This is a genomic window from Naasia aerilata (assembly GCF_030296595.1).
Lineage (GTDB): Bacteria > Actinomycetota > Actinomycetes > Actinomycetales > Microbacteriaceae > Naasia > Naasia aerilata.
Genome location: NZ_AP027731.1, coordinates 2,053,711 through 2,074,276, shown reverse-complemented (window position 1 = coordinate 2,074,276; position 20,566 = coordinate 2,053,711). Strand labels below are relative to the sequence as shown.

The following is a 20,566-nucleotide window of genomic DNA, read 5'->3' as shown; positions in this document are numbered from 1 at the left end:
ACGGAGGAAGAGCATGACTGTGATCGGCTTCCACGCTTCCCACGAGCAGATCCACCCGAGCGAGCTGCTGCGAGCGGTGCGCCGTGCCGAGGAGGTGGGCTTCACCGGTGCCATGTGCTCCGACCACATCGCCCCATGGAGCGTCCGGCAGGGACAGTCGGGCTTCGCGTGGTCGTGGCTCGGCGCGTCGCTCGAGCGGACGAGCATCCCGCACGGGCTCGTGACGGCTCCCGGGCAGCGCTACCACCCGGCGATCGTCGCCCACGCCGCGGCCACGCTCGCCGCCATGTACCCGGATCGGCTCTGGGTCGCCCTCGGGTCCGGCGAGAACCTCAACGAGCACATCACCGGCGACGCGTGGCCGGCCAAGGACGTCCGCAACCAGCGGCTCAAGGAGTCGGCGGACGTCATGCGCGCCCTCCTCGCCGGCGAGGAGGTCAGCCACGACGGCCTCGTCACGGTGGACCGCGCGCGGCTGTGGACGCTTCCGGAGACGCCTCCGCTGCTCCTCGGCGCCGCGGTCAGCGCGGAGACCGCCCGCTGGCTGGGCGGCTGGGCGGACGGCCTCGCGACGATCGCCCAGCCCGTCGACGAGGTGCGGAAGGTGTCGGACGCCTTCCGGGACGGCGGCGGCACGGGCCCCCTCGTCCTCCAGGTGCACGTCAGCTACGCGAAGACCGACGAGGAGGCGCTGGCGATCGCCCACGAGCAGTGGCGCGCGAACAATCTGCCGCCGGACCTCGCCTGGGACCTCGATGCGCCGGAGGCCTTCGACGAGCGGACCAAGGACCTGCCGACGGAGGCGACGAAGGAGGCCGTGCTCGTCTCGTCCGACCTCGGCTGGCACGTCGGCAAGCTGACCGAGCTCATGCAGCTCGGCTTCGACGAGGTGTACCTGCACCACGTGGGTCAGCAGCAGGACGAATTCCTGGACGCGTTCGGCGAGCACGTCCTGCCGCAGCTCCCGGTCACGGCTCGGGCGACGCGATGAGGATCACCGACACCAGCGACCTCTGGTGGCGCTCCGCGGTCGTCTACTGCCTCGACGTGGAGACCTACCAGGACGGCAACGGCGACGGGCGCGGCGACTTCGTCGGCCTCGCGCACCGCATCGACCACCTCGCCTCACTGGGCATCACCTGCCTCTGGCTGATGCCCTTCTATCCGACCCCCGGCCGCGACGACGGCTACGACATCACCGACTTCTACGGCGTCGACCCCCGACTCGGCACCCACGGCGAGCTGGTCGAGGTGCTCCGCCTCGCCGCCGACCGGGGTATCCGGGTCATCATCGACCTCGTCGTCAACCACACCTCCGACCAGCACCCCTGGTTCAAGGCGTCGCGGTCCAGCCGCGAGTCGCCGTACCGCGACTGGTACGTGTGGCGGGACGCTCCCCGCCCGGCCACGAGGAGAACGTCTTCCCCGACAAGGAGAACGGCGTCTGGCAGTACGACGAGAAGACGGGCCAGTACTACCAGCACAGCTTCTATCGCCAGCAGCCCGACCTCAACGTGACCAATCCCCTGGTCCGGGACGAGATCGCCAAGATCATGGGCTTCTGGCTGCAGCTCGGAGTCTCCGGGTTCCGGGTCGACGCTGTGCCCTTCATCCTCGACACGAGCGGGGTGAAGGACGCCGCCTCCCTCCTGCCCGATCCGCACGAGTACCTGCGGTCGCTCCGGTCCTTCATGAACCGGCGGTCGGGCCAGGCGGTCCTCCTCGGCGAGGTCAACCTGCCGTACGCCGACCAGCTCCAGTTCTTCGGCGGGCCCGACGGCGGCGAGCTCACCATGCAGTTCGACTTCCTCGGCATGCAGCACCTGTACCTCGCCCTGGCCCGGCAGGACGCCCGGCCCCTCGCGGATGCCCTCGCCGGACGGCCGGACCTGCCCGACGGGGCGCAGTGGGCAATCTTCGTGCGCAACCACGACGAGCTCACCCTCGACAAGCTCAGCGAGGAGGAGCGGAGCGAGGTGTTCGCCGCGTTCGGGCCCGACCCCGAGATGCAGCTGTACGGCCGGGGCCTGCGCCGGCGCCTGCCGCCCATGCTGGACGGCGACCCTCGCCGCATCCGGCTCGCCTACAGCCTCCTCTTCGCCCTGCCGGGCACCCCGACGCTGTTCTACGGCGAGGAGATCGGGATGGGCGAGAACCTCGCAGTGGAGGGCCGGTCGGCGGTGCGCACGCCGATGCAGTGGAATCCGGGGCCGAACGGCGGCTTCTCGACGGCACCCGCGCGCAGGCTCGCTGCGCCGGTGACGCCCGGCGGCTACGGCCCCGAGTTCGTCAGCGTCGAGTCGCAGCAGCACGATCCGGACTCGCTGCTCAGCTTCGTGCAGAGCCTCATCGGCTGCTACCGGCGGACCTTCGAGATCGGCTTCGGCGCGTTCGAGCTGCTGCCCTCGGGGCACGACAGCGTCCTCGCGCATGCGATGCGGTGGGACGAGGGCTGCGTGGTGCTCGTGCACAACTTCGCCGCGGAGCCGGTGTCCGTGGAGCTCGCGGTCGACGGCGGCTCGCTCCTCGACCTCCTCAGCGGCACCCGGGAGACGCTTGCCGAGCCCGGCACCGCCGTGATCCCGCTCGAGGGCTACGGCTTCCGCTGGCTCCGCGTCCTCCCCTGAGTCCTTGCACTCTCGCTCAGCAGGCGGTTTCCGCCTCCGGCAGGCCGAAAAGGCCGATTCCGTCCTGCCGAGGTCGGTTTCCGCCTGCTGAGCGAGGGGTGGTGCCCGCGGTTTCCGGTGACGCGGAGCCGCGGAGGCGCACAAGACCAGGGAGCTAGCTCGCGGCGAGCTCCTCCCGCTCGCGACCGATCCGCTGGCCGACGACCGCGGAGACGCCGTCCTGGCGCATCGAGACGCCGTAGAGGGCGTCCGCAATCTCCATCGTGCGCTTCTGGTGGGTGATGACGATGAGCTGGGAGGAGCGGCGGAGGTCCTCGAAGATCGTGAGGAGTCGGCCCAGGTTGGCGTCGTCGAGCGCCGCCTCCACCTCGTCCATGATATAGAACGGGCTCGGCCGGGCCTTGAAGATGGCGACCAGCAGGGCGACCGCCGCGAGGGACCGCTCCCCGCCGGACAGCAGCGACAGGCGCTCGATCTTCTTGCCCGCGGGCCGCACGGACACCTCGATGCCGGTCGTCAGGAGGTCGTCGGGCTCGGTGAGCTCGATGCTGCCGGTGCCGCCGGGGAAGAGGATCGGGAACACCTCCGCGAAGGCCGCCTTCGTGTCCTCGAAGGCGGTGAGGAAGATCGACTGCATCTTCTCGTCGATCTCCCCGATGATCGTGAGGAGGTCCTTGCGGGTGCTCTGCAGGTCCGCGAGCTGCTCGGTGAGGAACGTGTGCCGCTGCTCGAGAGCCGCGAACTCCTCGAGCGCGAGCGGGTTCACCCGGCCGAGCTGAGCGAGCTTCCGCTCCGCCACGGCGAGGCGCTCCTCCTGCTCCTCGCGCACGAAGGGCCGCGTGGGCGGCTGCTCCCCCTCCTCGACCTCGGCTGAGGCGTCGGGGACCGGCACCTCGGGGCCGTACTCGCGGAGGAGCACCTCCTCGCTGAGCCCGAGGGCGGCGGCCCGCTCCAGCAGGCTGGACAGATGCAGGCGCTTCTCGTAGATGCGCAGCTCGAGACCGTGCACCTGCTCGGTGATCGAGTGAAGTCGGGCGCGGAGCTCCGACTCCGCCCTGCGGAGGTCCAGGAGCTCGCGGTTGCGGCCCGACCGCTCCGCCTCGGCCGCCGCGAGCTCGAGGCGCGCCTGCGCAACCGAGCGGTCAGCAGAGTCGAGCACCGCGGGAAGCGCTTCCGCGACCGCAGAGGCCGACTCGATCTGACGTCTGCGGAGCACCGCCCGACGCGCCGCCTCCTCGGCGGCCTCCCGCTCCGCCTCGAGGCGCCGCTCGAGCGAGGCGATCCTCGACGTCTCCGCGCGCACCCGCTCGCGGGCGGTCTCGACGGCGAGCCGCCCCGCGACCTCCCGCTCGCGCGCCGCCTCGACGCGCTCGGCGAGCGGGATGCGGACGCCGCCGTCGAAGGCAGGGCGAGGCGTGCTGCGTGCGGCGTCCAACTCCGCCTTCGCTGCTGCGAGCGCGCCCTCGGCTGCTGCCACCTGCTCGTTGGAGCGAGCCAGCGCCGCGGCGAGGCGCTCGTGCTCGGCGACCGCCGCATCGACGTGGGCGCGGAGCCGGTTCAGGGTCTGCGACCGTGCAGCCGAGCGTCCTTCGGACTCGCGGAGGGCCGCCTGAGCCGCCCGAACCTGCTCGCCGGCACGCTGGGCGTCGGCCCGGCGCTCCGCCAGCTCGGCCCGGGTTGCATCCGCGGCGGAGCGGACGTCCGCGAGGCGTTCGCCGGCCTCGTCCCGCTGCGCGGCGAGCTCGATGCGGCTCTGCGTGCGCCCGGTCCCGCCGCGGAGCAGATGCGGCGACAGCACCTCCCCGCGCGCGTCACCACGGTGACGGCCGGGCGCGCGGCGCGTGCGGCAGCCCAGACGCCCCGCGCGGAGTCGAGGTCGTCGACGAGCACCACGTCCCGGAGCAGGGCGAGGACGCCGGCCGGGGCCGCCACGACGGAGGCGGCGGGAACGCCCGGCAGAACCGGAGCGCCCGCCCGATCGCCGGGCTCATCGCCGGCGGGCGCGACGGCCAGCAGGATGTCGACGCGGCCGAGCTCCGCGGCTTCCGCGTGGCGCAGGGCGGCGACCGCCGTGTCCTCGTCGTCGGCGAGCACGGCGTCCGCAAGGGTCCCGAGCGCCGCGGCGACGGCGGCCTCCCAGCCCGGCTCCACGCCGACGCTGTCGGCCACCAGACCGCGGACCCCGGCCACTCCGGCCGCCGCCAGCTCGGAGGAGCCGTCCTTCACGTCGAGCGCCAGCGAGAGGGCCGTCGTGCGGGCCGAGAGGGCGTCCCGCTCCCGCTCCTGGGCGTGCAGGGCGTCCCTGAGCCGCTCGACGTCCGCCGTCGCGCGCTCCAGCTCCGCCTGCGCGTCCTCGAGGAGGCCCGGCAGGGTGTCGTCGACCTCCGCGGCAGTCTCCGACTCGGCCTCCGCCAGGCGTGCCAGTGCCGTCGCGTGGCGGTCGTCAGCGGCCTCCAGCGCGTTGCGCGACCGCAGCACCTCGCCGCGGACGGACGCAAGGCGGGATGCTGCGACGTCGACGCGGCCGCTCAGGGCGCTGACCTCGAGGTCGTAGCGCGACACCTCCGCGCTCTGGGCGGCGATCCGCTCATCGACAGCGTCGAGCTCCTGCCGGGACGCGGCGAATGCGGCCCGGGCGACGGCGAGCTCGCGCTCTGCGTCCTCGACCGCTGTGCCGAGCCGGGCCAGCTCCGCCCGGGCGTCCTCGATCATGGCGGGCGACACGGTCGGCTCTGCGGCGGGCCCGTCATCGGCCGAGCCGAGCAGGGCGAGCCGCTGATTCGCGAGCGTGTAGAGGCTGCGGAGCCGCTCCTGGGCGGACTCGAGAGCGAAGGCGGCCGTGCGGGCCGCATCGACCTCCTCCGTGGACACGCTCGCCTCGAGGTCCGCGGCCCGCCGGGACTTCTCGTCCAGCTCGGCCTGCAGCACCATCCGCTCGGCGCCCCGCTCGTGCTCGGTGCGGCCGAAGGCGGCGAGCTCGCCCCGCAGTCCGCCGATCTCGTCGGCCAGCAGCCGGGCCCGCGCGTCGCGGACGGCGGCCTGGATCGCCTGAGCTTCGCGCGCGACCTGCGCCTGCGAGCCGAGAGGCTTCAGCTGCCGCCGGATCTCGCCGGCCAGGTCGGACAGGCGGGTGAGGTTCGCCTGCATCGACTCGAGCTTGCGCTCGGTCTTCTCCTTGCGCCTCCGGTGCTTGAGGATGCCCGCGGCCTCCTCGATGAAGCCGCGCCGCTCCATCGGGTTCGCGTGCAGCACCTGGTCGAGCTGGCCCTGGCCAACGATGACGTGCATCTCGCGGCCGAGGCCAGAGTCGCTGAGGAGCTCCTGCACGTCGAGGAGCCGGCAGCCCTCCCCGTTGATCGCGTACTCGCTGCCGCCGTTGCGGAACAGCGTCCGGCTGATCGTGACCTCGGTGTAGTCGATCGGCAGGGCGCCGTCCGAGTTGTCGATCGTGAGCGTGACCTCGGCGCGGCCGAGCGGCCCTCGCGTCGAGGTGCCGGCGAAGATGACGTCCTCCATCTTTCCGCCGCGGAGCGTCTTCGCCCCCTGCTCCCCCATGACCCAGGCGAGCGCGTCCACCACGTTGCTCTTGCCCGAGCCGTTCGGGCCCACGACGCAGGTGACCCCCGGCTCGAACGCGAACGTGGTCGGCTGCGCGAAGGACTTGAACCCCTTGAGGGTCAGGCTCTTCAGATGCACGCGGCCTCCGAGGTGGTGGGAAGGAAGCCCCTACGGTACCGCGAGGGGCAGACCGGGCAGGGATGCGACGAGGCGCAGTCCCACATCCGCAAAGCCGTAGGCGCAGTACAGGCCGAGCAGGATCGCGAAGCCGTACTCCCGGAGCGAGCCCGCGTTGCCGAGCAGCGGGAGCGCGATGTAGCCGTTGCGCTTCCAGAGGTCGTTCAGCACCTCGGTGCGCACCCACCAGGTGGGCGGCTTGATGGTGATCGGCCAGAGGAGCCCGGGGATGCCGCCCACGGTGAGCGCGTCGCCCGCCAGGTGCACGACGTAGCCCAGCCCGACCGCGAGGGGGAACCACACGCTCGAGTCGGCGGCGTAGAAGAACACGACCGCCGCGGCGGCCAGGCCGAGTGCCCACGCGGTGCGCCAGTGGCGGACCAGGTCGCGCGCCTTGAGGGCGAAGGTGATCAGGGCGACGGTCGCCACGGCGGGCCCGACGGCCGTCGGCCCGAAGACGGGCAGATCGACGCTCCACCGCCCGAGGGCGACCGCCGCACCGGTCACCACGGCGGCCGCGAGCAGCGTGTGGGCGCCGTGCCGGTGTCCGCCGCTCGCGTCGCCGATCGCGTCCGTGACCAGGGGGCCGAGGACGGGAACGGAGTGGGCGATGGTGGCGCTCTTGTGGTCGGCGTCGGGGAGGAGGGCGGCCCCGGCCGACACCATCGCTCCCGAGAGGACGCCCGCCGGCGTGAGCGGCAGGATCCCGGTGCCGAACGCGGGCAGAGCGGCGGTGACCGCCAGCCAGGCGGCCGTGCCGCTCGTCGCGTGCGTGAATCCCATCACGCCGCCATGGTCACCCCGCGCGCGGCTTCCCCGCCGGAGCCGCGCCGGGCGTCCGGCATCCTCGCGCCCTCGGCCGATGGTTGCCGTCGCTTCGGGAGCTCCTCGATCAGCGGTCCTCGGGGTGGCGGGGACGGCCGCGGCTCGGGATACTGGCGCCGTGACCGTGCCCGGCCTCGAGATCGAGCTTCTGCAGATCCCCGCGTCGATCGCCGAGGACGACGGCTCGTGGGCCGAGATGGTGCGCGTGCGCAACGAGACCGAGGCCGCCGCGCTCGGCAGCTTCGACCTGGCGCCGGATCCGGGCGGCCTCCTCATCGAGTACCACGACCGTTGGTTCGACCGGCGGATCTACCTGGCGCGCATGGGCGGCCGGATCGTGGGCCGCGGCTTCGTCGAGCTGCCGCTCGAGGACGGCTCCTGTGTGGCCGTGGTCGAGGTCGAGGTGCACCCCGACTGGCGCGGGCGCGGCATCGGGGCCGCCCTCCTCGAGGTGGGCGAGCGGAAGGCGGCGGAGGCGCACCGGGACGTGCTCCAGGCCTGGATCGTGCACACTCGCGGAACGGACGACGAGCCCCGGGTCGCCCCGCCCACCGGGTTCGGCAGCCTGCCGGCGGCCGACCCGGGCGTCCGCTTCCTGCGCGAGCGGGAGTGGACGCTGGAGCAGATCTACCGCATCAGCCGGCTCGATCTCGCCGCCTCGGTGGAGGCGACGGCCGATGGGCTCCGGCGTGGTCGGGAGTCGGCCGGCGACGACTACGACGTGGTCGTGTGGGCCGGCGCGACGCCGGAGGAGCGGCTCGAGGACCAGGCCCTGCTCTACTCCCGCATGTCGACCGATGCTCCTCAGGCCGGCGTCGAGGTCGACGAGGAGGTGTGGACCGCGGAGCGCGTCCGCGACAACGACGCCCGAGCCGAGGAGGGCGGCTACCTGCTGCTCACCGCCGCGGTGCGGCACCGTGAGACCGACCGGCTGGTCGGCTTCACGAACGTGTACATCCCCGCGGACCGCTCGCGCCCCGCCCAGCAGGGCGACACCCTCGTCCTGAGCGAGCACCGCGGTCACCGGCTCGGCCTCCTGGTGAAGGCGTCGCTGCACGCCGCGATCGCGGAGCACTCCCCCGCGACCGGCGTCATCTGCACGTTCAACGCCGAGGAGAACCGCTACATGCTGGGCGTCAACGAGGCGCTCGGCTTCGTCCCGATCGGCTACCAGGGCGTGTGGCAGAAGAAGACCTTGGAAGCTCGTTGATTGAGGAGCGACCGTAGGGAGCGTCTCGAAATCTGGCGACCTTGTCTCAGTACCCGATCACCGCGGCTGAGTCCTGAGACAAGCTCGCGAGATTTCGAGACGGGGCCTCCGGCCCCTCCTCAATCTCCGGGGGCGCGTCAGCGCCCCCGCGGCAGCCGTTGGCACAGCGGGCAGTAGTGGCTCGAGCGGTTCATGAAGCTCGCCCGTGCGATCGGGGTGCCGCAGCGCGCGCACGGCTTGCCCTGCTGCCCGTAGGCGTTCAAGCGCTGCGAGAAGTAGCCGGACGCGCCGTTCACGTTCACGTACTGGGCGTCGAAGCTGGTGCCGCCGTCCTCCAGGGCGCGGGCGAGCACCGACCGCAGTTCGGCGAGCAGGGTCTTCGCGCGGGGCCGGGAGAGGGATGCGGTCGGGGTGTCGAAGTGCAGCTTCGCCGCCCACAGCGCCTCGTCGGCGTAGATGTTGCCGATGCCGCTGACCAGCGTCTGGTCGAGCAGCGCGCGCTTGATGCCGGTGTTCTTCCGCGCGAGGGCGGTCAGGAAGCGGCGGTCGTCGAAGGCGGGATCCAGGGGTCCCGCGCGATGTGCGCGACCTGGGAGGGCACCCGCGGCGCAGCCGAGCCGTAGCCACCCGGCTCGCCGTCGACGGTAGGCAGCAGGTCGTCGACCGCCATCGAGCCGAAGATCCGCTGGTCGACGAACGCGACGGACAGCGGGCCGTGCTCCGGTGAGTCCACATCGATGCGGATGCGCAGGAGGCGGTCGTCGGGGGCGTCGGGTGCCCGCAGAAGCACTTGGCCGCTCATCCCGAGATGCGCGACGAGGGTGCGGTCGCCGCCGGAGAGCGGCAGCCAGAGGAACTTGCCCCGGCGCACGGGGGACTCGATGCGCGCGCCCTTCAGCTCGTCGACGAAGGTGTCGACGGTGCCGGCGTGGCGGCGGATCGAGCGCACGTCGAGCACGCGGACTCCGGTCACCGTGGCGCCCGTGACGGCGGGGGCGAGGCCGGACCGGACCGTCTCGACCTCGGGAAGCTCCGGCATGTCAGACGGGAGTGGGGGCCGTGTCCGTGGACTCTGCCGGGTCGCCCTTGCGGCGCTTGCGGACGAGCGAGTTGAAGGCGTCGAGTGCGGCGGCCATCTCGGCCTGCTTCTTGCTCGAGCCGATGCCCGTCGCGGTGACCAGGTCGCCGACCGTGACGGTCGCGGTGAAGCTGCGGGAGTGATCCGGCCCCGTCGCCGTGATGCTGTACACCGGCAGGCCGGCGCCGCGGCGCGCGGCCACCTCCTGCAGGCTCGTCTTGGGATCGAGCGCGCCGCCGAACCGCTCCGGGTCGTCGGCGAGCGGCTGAACGAGCCGCAGCACGAACTGGGTCGCGACGTCGTCGTCCGTCGAGAGGTAGACGGCGCCGATGACCGCCTCGACGGCGTCGGCCAGGATCGACGACTTGTCCCGCCCGCCGGTGCGCTCCTCGCCGCGGCCGAGGCGCAGGAAGGCGCCCAGGTTGAGGCTCCTGGCGATCTCCGCGAGGGCGATGCTCGACACGAGGCTGGCGCGGCGCTTCGCGAGGTCGCCCTCGTCGAGCTTCGGGTTGTCGCGGTAGAGCTTGACCGTCACGGCCTTGCCGAGGATGGCGTCGCCGAGGAACTCCAGCCGCTCGTTGTGCGGCAGGCCGCCGTGCTCGTACGCGTAGGAGCGGTGCGTCAGCGCGAGCTCGAGGAGCTGAGGATCAACGTCGACGGCGAGCCGCTCGAGGAGGACGCCGCGATCGGCGGCCTCCTCCGGCACAGAGGAGTGCGCCAAATCAGACGTCGGCGACCTTGCGGCCCTTGTACTCCAGGTAGAGCTCGGTGCCCTGGGAGTCCTCGACCACGCGGGCGCGGTGCGGGAGGCTGTAGGTGACCTTGCCGTTCTCGATGGTCTTCACCAGGGTCGGCACGGAGGCCTTCCACTGGGAGCGCCGTGCGTGGGTGTTGGCGCGCGACTTCTTCCGCTTGGGAACAGCCATGGGTTATCTCTCTTCTCTCGACAAGTCCGTCTGCACGGTGTCCGCCTGCTCGGTGTCCGCGTCATTCCGCAGGGCCGCAAGCGCCGCCCACCGCTCATCGAGGGGGCTTCGCGCTCGTCGTCCGCGAGCACCAGGGAGATGCCGTCCGCGAGCTCGACCTGATCGATCTGGTCGGTCTCGCCGGGGATCTCCGGCTGGAACGGCAGCGCCAGCACCACCGCATCCCTCACAACAGGCTCAAGGTCCAGGTGGTCGCCGTGAACCGTGTAGTCGGAGGGAACCTCAGAAGGATACGCGAAAAGCTCCTGGAATTCGACTTCGAGGGGCAGCTCGAACTCGGTCAGCGTGCGGGCGCTCTGCGCGTCCGCGACGGTGTCGATCCAGCCGCTGGCGAGGATCCCCTCGTGCACGGACTCGAGGCGGACCGAGACGTGCACGTCCCGGCCGGCGGGCACGACGGCGAGACCCTCGCCGAAGTGCTCGGGAGCGGCGACGGTGAAGTCCTTCTCCCGCTGCTCACCCGGCCGGTGGAGGATGTCGCGCACATTCACGACGTAGTTGGCTGCCACGTCGCAAGATTCTACGCGCCGCACGCCCTCGGCCCGCGGGGTCCACCTCGGGCGAAGCCCCCGCCCGGCGCCCCCGTCTGGTGCGAGAACCGGTCGCTGCGAGGGGCAGTCGCAACGGTGCGGACGTGTCGCATCGCCGCGCGGTTGCGACACGTCCGGCCCGATGCGACACGCCCGCCGGTGGCCGCTACAGGGTCGCCAGAGCCTCGTCGAGGATCGCGAGGCCCTGCCGCGCCTCGTCGGCCGTCACCACACAGGGCGGGACGACGTGGATGCGGTTGTCGGCGCTGAACGGGAGCATCCCGCGGCGCAGCAGCTCGCTCTTCAGCCGGCCGATCTCCGTGCCGCCGAGGGGCGCGCGCGTGCCGCGGTCGCTCACGAGGTCGAGCGCCCAGAACACGCCGACGCCGCGCACCTCGCCGATGACGTCGTGCTTCTCGGCGAGGGCCGCGAGACCCGGGCCGAGGACGTCCCGGCCGATGGTCGCGGCGTTGTCGACGATGCCCTCCTCCGCCATCGCGTCGAGGGCCGCCACGATCGACGCCATCGCGAGCGGGTGGCCGGAGTACGTGAGGCCGCCGGGGAAGACGTTGTCGTCGAACTGCTCGGCGATCCAGGGCGGGATGATCACGCCGCCTGCGGGCACGTAGCCCGAGTTGACGCCCTTGGCGAAGGTGATGAGGTCGGGCACCATGCCCTCGGCGTTGATCCCCGCGTTCTGGAAGGCGAACCAGTCGCCGGTGCGGCCGAATCCCGCCATCACCTCGTCGAAGATGAGCACGATGCCGTACTTGTCGGCGAGCGCCCGCACGCCGGCCAGGTAGCCGGGCGGCGGCACGAGCACGCCCGCAGTGCCGGGGATGGTCTCGAGCAGGATCGCCGCGATGGAGGATGCCCCCTCGGCCTGGATGACCCGCTCCAGGTGGTGCAGCGCGCGCTCGCCCTCCTGCTCCACCGAGTCGGACCAGAACTCGCTGCGGTAGGCGAACGGCCCGAAGAAGTGCACGTGGCCGCGCGCGTACTCGTTCGGCACGCGTCGCCAGTCGCCGGTCGCCGTGACCGCCGCACCGGTGTTGCCGTGGTACGAGCGGTAGGTGGACAGCACCTTGTCGCGCCCGGTCACCAGGCGGGCGAGCCGGATCGCGTTCTCGTTGGCGTCGGCACCGCCGTTGGTGAAGAACACCTTCGAGAACTCATCGCCTGCTCGGGCGAGGATGCGCCTCGCCGCCTCGCCGCGGGCGAGGTTCGCGTGCGCCGGAGCGACCGTGGCGAGCAGCGCCGCCTGCGCCTGGATCCCCGCGACCACCTTGGGGTGCTGGTGGCCGATGTTGACGTTGACCAGCTGGCTGGAGAAGTCGAGGAAGCGGTTGCCGTCGCCGTCCCACACCGTGCTGCCGAGCCCGCCGGCGATCACCATCGGCGCGAGGCTGCCCTGCGCGGACCAGGAGTGGAAGACGTGAGCCCGGTCGAGGTCGAGGGCGCGGCGGCCCTCGTCGGTGGTGGTGCCGGGAGTGGCGAGAGTCATGGTCCGTCCTTGAGTTGCAGGGGTGGTGCGTCGTTGCATTCGCGTGCGGGGCGGTGCGGCCGGGAGGATCCTCCCGGCCGCACCGCCGAGAAGGAGTGGCTAGTTGCCGCCCTCCTTCAGCGTGACGTCGATCGGCGTGAAGCCGTCGCCGGTCACGTCCTCGCCGTCGTCCTTGAGCTCGCTGAGGGCCTTCTCCACGTACTCGTTCGAGTATGCGGTCTTCGGCGGGTCGTCCGTGATGATGGTGGCGCCCGTCTCGTTCTTCGTGCCCTTCGCGATCTTCACCGTCTGGTCCCAGGCCTTGGTGTCGATCATGCCGATGCCGCCGGAGGTGGAGGGCCAGATCAGCTTGTTGACCTCGTTCGTCATCCACAACTGGTGGCTGGTGCCGAGGGTCGAGCCGGCGGCGGTGACGATGTCGGCGGCCTCCTGCGGGTTGTCCCGCGCGTACATCCAGCCCTTGATGGAGGCCTTGATGAACTTGACCGTCGTGTCCTGGTAGTCCTCGTCGTCCGCGAGCCGGTCCGCGTCCGCCCAGATGGCGTCCTGGAGCATGGCGGTGCCCTCGTCGTTCCAGTTGATGACGTTGAGGTCGTCCGGCGTGTAGAGCTTGTTCGTCTTCGGGTTCATCGTCTCGAGCACCTGCGCGTACTCGTTGTACGTCATCGCCTGCGCCGCGTCGATGTCACCGGCCAGGAAGGCGTTCATGTCGAACTGCTGCTGCACGAGCGTGATGTCGTCGAGGTTCACGCCGGCCTTCTGCATGCCGGCGAACAGCTCCCACTCGTTGCCGAAGCCCCAGCTGCCGACCGTGTGGCCCTTGAGGTCGGCGGCCTTGGTGATGCTCTTGTCCTTCATCGAGATCTGCGTCGTGGCGCTCCGCTCGAAGATCTGGGCGACGTCGGTCACGTTCGTGCCCTGCTCGATCGAGCCGAGCACCTTCGGCACCCACGAGATCGCGAAGTCCGCGGAGCCCGCGGCGATCTCGTCGATCGGCACGGTGTCGGTGCCGGCCTCGTTGATCGTCACGTCGAGGCCCTCGTCCTTGTAGAAGCCCTGGTCGAGCGCCGCGTAGTAGCCGGCGAACTGGGCCTGGGCGACCCACTGGAGCTGCAGGGTGACGGGCGTGAGGTCGCCGCCCGAGTCCCCGTGCCCGAGCTGCTCCCGCCTCCCGAGCCGCCCGATGATCCGCCGCCGGAGCAGCCGGTGAGCGCGAGGGCGGTGATGGCGCTGACCGCGGCGATGCCGGACCAGAGCCGAGTGCTGTGTCTCATGATTCCTCCTGGTTGTGCTGCTGGTGGTGCGTCATCCGCGGAGGCGGACGGGTCAGGCGTGGCTTCGGTGCCGGGACGCCAGAGTCTCGAGGGCGAGCGTGACGATGTAGAAGACGAGGCCCAGCAGGATCGCGCCGACGACATACGCCCAGGCGAGTGCGTAGTTGCTGCTCGCCACCGCGGTCGTGATGGCGCGGCCTATGCCGCCGATCGGCCCGCCGAAGTACTCCGCGATCAGCGCCGAGATGACCGCGAGCGACGACGCGATCCGGAAGCCCGTGAAGAGGTACGGGAGCGCGCCGGGCAGCGTCACCGTCCTGGTCGCCTGCCAGGACGTCGCCGCGTACGCCTTCATCAGGTCCCGGTGCACGGGGCGCACCTGCCGGAGCCCGCGCAGGGTGTTCACGAAGACCGGGATGAACACCGCGATCGCCGCGATGAGCTGCCGCGCGGTCTGGGCGTTCGCACCGAACATCGTGTAGAACGCCGGCGCGAGCGCGACGATCGGGATGACCGCGAGCCCGGCGACGACCGGTGCCGTGATCTCGTCGATCGCCTTCACCAGGGCCGCGATCACCGCGAAGAGGATGCCTACGATGCTGCCGACCACGAGCCCCACGAGGGCGTTCGCGCCGGTGACGAGCGCGCCCGCGAAGATCGTCGACGGCGTGGAGCCGAAGGCGGTGCCGATCGCGATGGGGCTCGGGATGACGAACGGCTTGACGTCGAGCGCCACCACCGCGACCTGCCACAGGGCGAGCGCGACGATGCCGAGCACGACCGGGGCCGCGACCGTCCGCACCGCCACGCCGCGCATCAGCGGTTCTCCACGCCGCGCACCGCGGCCTTGGGGACCGCATCGCCGTGCAGCAGCTCGCGCACCGCGCTGACGCCGGCGAAGAAGTGCTCGTCCTCGCGGAGGGCGTCGCCCCGCTCCCCGCCCGGCCGAGGTCGACGTCGAGGACGTCGCGGATGCGGCCGGGACGCGGGGACATCACGACCACGCGGTTGGAGAGGAACACCGCCTCCGGGATCGAGTGGGTGACGAACACGACGGCCGCCCCGGTCTCGCCGCAGATGCGCACGAGCTCGGTCTGCATCCGCTCGCGGGTCATCTCGTCGAGTGCGCCGAACGGCTCGTCCATGAGCAGCAGCCGCGGGCTCTCTGCGAGCGCGCGGGCGATCGCCACCCGCTGCTGCATGCCGCCGGAGAGCTGGTCGGGGTAGGACCCGCCGAAGTCGGAGAGCCCGACGAGGTCGAGGAGCTCGGTCACCCGGTCTGCGCGCTCGCTGCGACCGGTGCCGTGCAGCTCGAGCGGGAGCTCGATGTTGCCGCGGACGGTGCGCCAGGGCAGCAGGCCGGCCTGCTGGAAGGCGATCCCGTACTCCTGGTCGACCCGCGCCTGCTTGGCCGACTTGCCGAACACCGTCACGGTGCCCGCGGTGGGCGTCTCGAGGTCGGCGATCAGCCGCAGGAGGGTGCTCTTGCCACACCCCGATGGTCCGATGAGCGAGACGAATTCGCCCGGCGCGACGGTGAGGTCGATGCCCTCGAGCGCGGTGACGATGCCGTTCTTCGAGGTGAAGGTCTTGTTCACGCGCTCGACGTGCACCGCCGGGGCGCCGATCGGCACCGGGCCGGTCGTGGGCATGTCGGTCATCGGATTCCCCTGCTGTGGTCCGGAGCCGGAGCCTCATGCGGGCACCTCTCCCCTACGGAACCGGCCGAGCAGCAGACCCAGGAGGGCGACGAAGCCAGCGGCGACGAGACCGAGGAGCACCGCCCCGAGGATCGGCGCCCACGTCTTGGCGGGATCGCCGCTGCCGGACTGTGCGTACTCGATGATCATCCGGCCGATCCCGCCCCGGAGCCCGATGGACACCTCCGCGACGACCGCGCCGATCACCGCGTTGGCGGCGGCGAGACGGAGCGCGGGCAGCAGGTAGGGCACGGCCGCGGGCAGCCGGAGCCGCCAGAGCGTCACCCACCAGCCGACCGCGTAGGAGCGGAAGAGGTCGGTGTGGATGGCGTCCGGGGCCCCCAGCCCGCGCAGGGCGCCGATGGCGACGGGGAAGAACGCGAGGTAGGAGGCGATGACCGCGACCGACATCCAGTTCTGCCACTCGAAGTCGCCGAACTGGATCTGGGATCCCCAGCGTCGGACGAGCGGCGCGATGGCGATGAGCGGCACCGTCTGGCTGAGCACGACCCACGGAAGGACCGCCGACTCGGCGGTCCGGAAGCGCTGCATGAGCAGTGCGAGACCCATCCCGACCGCGACGCCGACCAGCCAGCCGACGCCCGCGACGCCGAGCGAGAATCCCGCGGCCTCGAGCACCGCCTGCCAGACGGGCGCGGCGTTGCTCGTGCCGTTCACGGGCTGCCCCAGCCGGGCGAACATGTCCCAGACGTGCGGCATCGCGAGGTCCGTGGTGCGCGGCAGGACGGTGAGGCCACCGATCACCACGCCGTTGTCAGGCCCGATCGCCTTGTACGCCTCCCAGACGACGGCGACCAGGAGCACCCCCAGTGCTCCCAGCCCGGCCCGTCGCCAGCGCGTCGCCGACGGAGCGGGTCGCCGGAGCCGGCCTCCCACCAGGCCCGCGGCACTCATCTCAGGCCTTCGCCGTGATGGTGTCGCGGAGCGCCGGCATGACCGTCTCGCCGTAGACGCGGAGGGTCTCCTCCTTGTTGTCGTGCTGGAGGTAGCCCGCGAACTGGTCGACACCGAGCGCCTTGAGCCGCTCGAGCTTCTCGATGTGCTGCTCGGCGGTGCCGAGCAGGCAGAAGCGGTCCACGATCTCGTCGGGCACGAACTGGGTGTGCGTGTTGCCCGCCCGGCCGTGCTCGTTGTAGTCGTACGCCTGACGGCCCTTGATGTAGTCGGTGAGCGCCTCGGGGACCGCGCCACTCGTGCCGTACTTCGCGACGATGTCGGCGACGTGGTTGCCGACCATGCCGCCGAACCAGCGGCACTGGTCGCGCATGTGCGCCCAGTCGTCGCCGATGTAGAACGGCGCCGCGACGCAGAACTTCACCGACATCGGATCCCGGCCCGCCTTCTCGGCGGCCTGGCGCACGGTGCGGATCATCCACTCGGCGATGTCCACGTCGCCGCACTGCAGGATGAAGCCGTCGCCCACCTCCCCCGCGAGCTTGAGGGCGAGCGGGCCGTAGGCGGCGACCCACACCTCGAGGGAGCTGCCGACGCTCCACGGGAAGCGGAGCGTCGCGCCGTTGTACTCGACCGCACGGGAGTTGCCGAGCTCGCGGATGACGTGCGTCGCCTCGCGCAGCTCCTTGAGCGTCGTGGGCGTGCCGTTGGTCACGCGGACTGCGGAGTCGCCGCGGCCGATGCCGCACACGGTCCGGTTGCCGTACATCTCGTTGAGCGTGGCGAACACCGATGCCGTGACCGTCCAGTCGCGCGTCGCGGGGTTCGTCACCATGGGGCCCACGATGATCCGCCGGGTCTCGGCGAGGATCTGGCTGTAGATGACGTACGGCTCCTGCCAGAGCAGGTGCGAGTCGAAGGTCCAGAAGTACTCGAACCCGTGCTGCTCGGCGAGCCTCGCGAGCGCGACGGTCCGCGACGCGGGCGGGTTGGTCTGCACGACGGCCCCGAACTCCATCTCAGCTCCTCCTGTCGGGTCGCACGTTCCGGCTCGCATTGCGCGCTCCGCGCCGCGATCCGAGCCGGAACGTGCAGGTCGAGGCGGCCATCACGCGGGCACCGGGATGCCGGCCCACACGGCGGTCAGCTCCTTGCTCGTCACCACGGTGCCGAAGTTGCGGGCGACCACGCGCGCGGCGTTCTCATGCGCGTCCGGCCAGTAGGCGGCGGCGCAGTCCTCCACGAGCGAGACGAAGTACCCGTTCGCGAGCCCATCGCGCAGGCTCGAGTCCACGCAGACGTCCGTGGTCACGCCGGTGAACAGCAGCGACCGGATCCCGAGCGTCGACAGGATCAGGTGCAGGCTGGTGCCGACGAACGCCGAGTAGCGATGCTTGACCACAGTCAGCTCCCCGGCCGGGGCTGCACCCGGTAGAGCTCGGCTCCCCACGTCCCGGTGCGGCAGATGAAGCCCGTGCTCCGGGTGCCGGGCTCGAGGCTCGTGCGGTCGAGCCAGGAGGTCGAGTCGTTCGTCTCGTCGTGAAGCGTCTGGATGAAGAACACCGGCACCCCGGCCGAGCGCGCGTCGTCGATCAGCTTCTCCAGCCGCGGCACCATCTCGACCGCCGACGACACATCGGTGCCGACCTCGGCGAGGGATCCACGCGGATCACAGAAGTCGTTCTGCACGTCGACGACGATGAGCGCCGTGTGGGCCGGATCCTGACGGAAGGGAAGGTTCGTCATGGCCGTGCTCCTTCCCTGCGGGACAGTGGTCGCTGGGGTGGCACGTTGCGGCTCGGATCGCGCCGCACAGCGCGCCAGCCGAGCCGGAACGTGCTTCTCGAGGGGCCCATCAGATGAGGTACTGGGACAGGCCGCGCTTGATGTAGCGGCCGTCCCCCTTGGAGCCGACGTAGTCGCCGCCGTCGACGATGACCCTGCCGCGGGACACGACCGTGTCGACGTGACCGTCGATCTCGAAGCCCTCCCACGCGGAGTAGTCCATGTTCATGTGGTGGGTCCTGCCCTCGCCGATGCCGATCGACGTGTGGCCGTTCGGGTCGTAGACGACGACGTCACCGTCCGCACCCGGCTGGATCACGCCCTTCTTGCCGTACATCCCGAACATCCGGGCGGGCGTGGTCGAGGTGAGCTCCACCCAGCGGGGCAGGGAGATCTTGCCGTCCACGACGCCCTGGTAGAGGAGGTCCATCCGGTGCTCGACGCTGCCGATCCCGTTGGGGATCTTCGAGAAGTCGTTCAGCCCCATGTCCTTCTGCCCCTTCATGCAGAACGGGCAGTGATCGGTGGACACCATCTGGATGTCGTTGGTCCGCAGGCTCTGCCACATGTGGTGCTGGTGCCCCTCGGCCTTCGAGCGCAGCGGCGTCGAGCACACCCACTTCGCGCCCTCGAAGCTGCCCCACTCCTCGCTGGAGGCGCCGAGCTGCTCCTCGAGGGAGAGGTAGAGGTACTGCGGGCACGTCTCGCCGAACACGTTCTGCCCGAGGTCGCGCGCCGCCGCGATCTGCTCCACCGCCTGCTTCGCCGAGACGTGGACGACGTAGAGCGGCGCTCCTGTGAGGTTCGCGATCATGATCGCCCGGTGGGTGGCCTCCTCCTCCGCCTGCCAGGGCCGCGTGAGCCCGTGGTAGTACGGCGACGTGTTGCCGGCCTCGAGCGCCTGCTTCACGAGGACGTCGATCATGGCGCCGTTCTCGGCGTGCATCATCATCATCGCGCCGTTCGAGGCGCCCTTCTGGAAGGCCCGGAGGATCTGGCCGTCGTCGGACAGGAAGACGCCCTTGTACGCCATGAAGAGCTTGAAGCTCGTCACGCCCTCGGCGATGAGCTCGTCCATCGCGGTGAGCGAGCTGTCCTGTACGTCGGACAGGATCTGGTGGAACCCGTAGTCGATCGCGCAGTTGCCCGCGGCCTTCTCGTGCCAGGCCTGGTACTGCTCCAGGATGTTCTGGTCCGGGTATTGGACGATGAAGTCGACGATCGACGTCGTCCCGCCCCAGGCCGCGGCGCGCGTCCCCGTCTCGAACGTGTCGGACGCGTTCGTGCCGCCGAACGGCATCTCCATGTGGGTGTGGGCGTCCACGCCGCCCGGGATGACGTACTTCCCCGCGGCGTCGATCACGGTGTCGACGTTCTGCTCGACGTCGAAGCCGAGCAGCGAGGAGCCGGGCGCCAGGACCGCGGCGATCGTCTCGCCGTCGATCAGCACGTCGGCCTGGGCGGTCCCAGTCGCGTTGACGACGGTGCCGTTCTTGATGAGGGTCTTCATGTCTTTGGTGCTCCGTTGCGCGCGGTCAGGGGGCGGTGATGGCGGCGTAGGAGTCGGGGCGGCGGTCGCGGTAGAACTGCCACTGGTCGCGCACCTCGCGGATCATGCCCAGGTCGAGGTCGCGCACGAGGACCTCCTCGTGCTCACCGCTTCCGAGCTCGCCCACGTAGTTGCCGCGGGGATCCACGAACTGGCTCGTGCCGTAGAACGTCACGGCAGCGTCGCCGTACTCGTTGTCCTCCTTGCCGACGCGGTTGGGCGCCGCCACGAAGTAGCCGTTCGCGGCTGCCGCGGCGGGCTGCTCGATCTCCCACAGGCGGTTGGACAGGCCGGGCTTGGTCGCGTTGGGGTTGAAGACGATCTGGGCGCCATTCAAGCCCAGCTCGCGCCAGCCCTCCGGGAAGTGCCGGTCGTAGCAGATGTACACGCCGACCGGCCCGACGGCGGTCTTGAACACCGGGTAGCCGAGGTTGCCGGGACGGAAGTAGAACTTCTCCCAGAACTTCTCGAGATGCGGGATGTGGTGCTTGCGGTACTTGCCGAGGATCGTCCCGTCGCTGTCCACGACAACCGCGGTGTTGTAGTAGACGCCCGGCTGGTCCTCCTCGTAGATGGGCAGGACCATGACCATGTTCAGCTCCGTCGCGAGCGCGACGAAGCGCTGCACGGTGGGGCCGTCGGCCGGCTCGGCGTACGCGTAGTACTTCGCGTCCTCGGTGATGCCGAAGTACGGGCCGTAGAAGAGCTCCTGGAAGCAGATGATCTGCGCACCCTGCTCCGCCGCCTGCCGCGCGAAGCCCTCGTGCTTCGCGATCATCGACTCCTTGTCGCCTGTCCAGGTGGTCTGGGTGATGGCAGCTCTGACGACGGTCATGGAGTTCCTCTCG

Annotated in this window: 15 protein-coding genes and 4 pseudogenes; 3 read left to right on the top strand and 16 right to left on the bottom strand. The window is 71.0% G+C overall.

What is annotated here, in order from left to right; all coding sequences use genetic code 11:
* Window positions 1–13 precede the first annotated feature (13 nt).
* Together QUE51_RS10840 and QUE51_RS18525 are read left to right on the top strand one after the other, a co-directional pair.
* Window positions 14–991: a TIGR03885 family FMN-dependent LLM class oxidoreductase gene (locus tag QUE51_RS10840; protein ID WP_286276419.1), complete on the top strand. Its 978-nt coding sequence runs from the start codon at window positions 14–16 to the stop codon at window positions 989–991.
* Window positions 988–2,627: pseudogene (locus QUE51_RS18525) on the top strand (alpha-amylase family protein). The gene QUE51_RS10840 and the pseudogene QUE51_RS18525 overlap by 4 nt, the downstream one beginning before the upstream one ends.
* Before the next feature lie 154 nt (window positions 2,628–2,781).
* On the opposite strand, the gene QUE51_RS18400 reads toward QUE51_RS18525, so the two are convergent.
* The 3 genes from QUE51_RS18400 to QUE51_RS10825 form a co-directional block, all read right to left on the bottom strand.
* Window positions 2,782–4,104, bottom strand: coding sequence for an AAA family ATPase (locus QUE51_RS18400; RefSeq protein ID WP_434017198.1), 1,323 nt, complete (start codon window positions 4,102–4,104; stop codon window positions 2,782–2,784).
* An 80-nt stretch (window positions 4,105–4,184) separates the two neighbouring features.
* Complete coding sequence (locus QUE51_RS18395) at window positions 4,185–6,323, bottom strand: chromosome segregation SMC family protein (RefSeq protein WP_434017197.1); 2,139 nt, start codon at window positions 6,321–6,323, stop codon at window positions 4,185–4,187.
* Between the two features lie 30 nt (window positions 6,324–6,353).
* Window positions 6,354–7,145, bottom strand: a complete 792-nt coding sequence (locus QUE51_RS10825; RefSeq protein ID WP_286276418.1) for a metal-dependent hydrolase — start codon at window positions 7,143–7,145, stop codon at window positions 6,354–6,356.
* 160 nt (window positions 7,146–7,305) lie between these two features.
* Between QUE51_RS10825 and QUE51_RS10820 the strand changes: the two genes are divergently transcribed.
* Entirely contained in the window at window positions 7,306–8,397 is a 1,092-nt protein-coding gene (locus QUE51_RS10820; RefSeq protein ID WP_286276417.1) for a GNAT family N-acetyltransferase, read from the top strand.
* A gap of 137 nt (window positions 8,398–8,534) precedes the next feature.
* Here the strand turns inward: QUE51_RS10820 and mutM are convergent.
* From mutM to QUE51_RS10755, 13 genes and pseudogenes are all read right to left on the bottom strand, one after another.
* A pseudogene (gene mutM, locus QUE51_RS10815) lies at window positions 8,535–9,436 on the bottom strand (bifunctional DNA-formamidopyrimidine glycosylase/DNA-(apurinic or apyrimidinic site) lyase).
* A gap of 1 nt (window position 9,437) precedes the next feature.
* A complete protein-coding gene (gene rnc, locus QUE51_RS10810) occupies window positions 9,438–10,181 on the bottom strand; it encodes a ribonuclease III (RefSeq protein ID WP_286276416.1) in 744 nt (247 codons plus the stop codon).
* 16 nt (window positions 10,182–10,197) lie between these two features.
* A complete protein-coding gene (gene rpmF, locus QUE51_RS10805; RefSeq protein ID WP_286276415.1) occupies window positions 10,198–10,401 on the bottom strand; it encodes a 50S ribosomal protein L32 in 204 nt (67 codons plus the stop codon).
* Window positions 10,317–10,970: a YceD family protein gene (locus QUE51_RS10800; protein WP_286276414.1), complete on the bottom strand. Its 654-nt coding sequence runs from the start codon at window positions 10,968–10,970 to the stop codon at window positions 10,317–10,319. Before QUE51_RS10800 ends, rpmF begins: the two co-directional genes overlap by 85 nt.
* A gap of 187 nt (window positions 10,971–11,157) precedes the next feature.
* Window positions 11,158–12,495, bottom strand: coding sequence for an aspartate aminotransferase family protein (locus QUE51_RS10795; RefSeq protein ID WP_286276413.1), 1,338 nt, complete (start codon window positions 12,493–12,495; stop codon window positions 11,158–11,160).
* A 99-nt stretch (window positions 12,496–12,594) separates the two neighbouring features.
* Window positions 12,595–13,611, bottom strand: a complete 1,017-nt coding sequence (locus QUE51_RS10790) for an ABC transporter substrate-binding protein (protein WP_350226775.1) — start codon at window positions 13,609–13,611, stop codon at window positions 12,595–12,597.
* Between the two features lie 210 nt (window positions 13,612–13,821).
* Complete coding sequence (locus QUE51_RS10785) at window positions 13,822–14,586, bottom strand: ABC transporter permease (protein WP_286276412.1); 765 nt, start codon at window positions 14,584–14,586, stop codon at window positions 13,822–13,824.
* A pseudogene (locus QUE51_RS10780) lies at window positions 14,586–15,430 on the bottom strand (ABC transporter ATP-binding protein). Before QUE51_RS10780 ends, QUE51_RS10785 begins: the two are co-directional and overlap by 1 nt.
* Window positions 15,431–15,463: 33 nt before the next feature.
* Entirely contained in the window at window positions 15,464–16,384 is a 921-nt protein-coding gene (locus QUE51_RS10775; RefSeq protein WP_286276411.1) for an ABC transporter permease, read from the bottom strand.
* 1 nt (window position 16,385) lies between these two features.
* Complete coding sequence (locus tag QUE51_RS10770) at window positions 16,386–17,402, bottom strand: TIGR03842 family LLM class F420-dependent oxidoreductase (protein ID WP_286276410.1); 1,017 nt, start codon at window positions 17,400–17,402, stop codon at window positions 16,386–16,388.
* Between the two features lie 90 nt (window positions 17,403–17,492).
* Window positions 17,493–18,130, bottom strand: a pseudogene (locus QUE51_RS10765) (cysteine hydrolase family protein).
* 109 nt (window positions 18,131–18,239) lie between these two features.
* The gene (gene hydA / locus QUE51_RS10760) at window positions 18,240–19,679 is read right to left on the bottom strand and encodes a dihydropyrimidinase (RefSeq protein WP_286276409.1); all 1,440 of its coding nucleotides are present in this window, start codon (window positions 19,677–19,679) and stop codon (window positions 18,240–18,242) included.
* Window positions 19,680–19,704: 25 nt separating this feature from the next.
* Window positions 19,705–20,553 (bottom strand): nitrilase-related carbon-nitrogen hydrolase, encoded by an 849-nt coding sequence (locus QUE51_RS10755; protein ID WP_286276407.1) that lies wholly within the window; start codon window positions 20,551–20,553, stop codon window positions 19,705–19,707.
* Between the last annotated feature and the right edge of the window lie 13 nt (window positions 20,554–20,566).

Coding starts and splice junctions, on each gene's coding strand:
- QUE51_RS10840 (WP_286276419.1), top strand. CDS start 14: ATGACTGTGATCGGCTTCCACGCTTCCCACGAGCAGATCCACCCGAGC.
- QUE51_RS10825 (WP_286276418.1), bottom strand. CDS start 7,145: ATGGGATTCACGCACGCGACGAGCGGCACGGCCGCCTGGCTGGCGGTC.
- rpmF (WP_286276415.1), bottom strand. CDS start 10,401: ATGGCTGTTCCCAAGCGGAAGAAGTCGCGCGCCAACACCCACGCACGG.
- QUE51_RS10795 (WP_286276413.1), bottom strand. CDS start 12,495: ATGACTCTCGCCACTCCCGGCACCACCACCGACGAGGGCCGCCGCGCC.
- QUE51_RS10785 (WP_286276412.1), bottom strand. CDS start 14,586: ATGCGCGGCGTGGCGGTGCGGACGGTCGCGGCCCCGGTCGTGCTCGGC.
- QUE51_RS10775 (WP_286276411.1), bottom strand. CDS start 16,384: ATGAGTGCCGCGGGCCTGGTGGGAGGCCGGCTCCGGCGACCCGCTCCG.
- QUE51_RS10770 (WP_286276410.1), bottom strand. CDS start 17,402: ATGGAGTTCGGGGCCGTCGTGCAGACCAACCCGCCCGCGTCGCGGACC.
- hydA (WP_286276409.1), bottom strand. CDS start 19,679: ATGAAGACCCTCATCAAGAACGGCACCGTCGTCAACGCGACTGGGACC.
- QUE51_RS10755 (WP_286276407.1), bottom strand. CDS start 20,553: ATGACCGTCGTCAGAGCTGCCATCACCCAGACCACCTGGACAGGCGAC.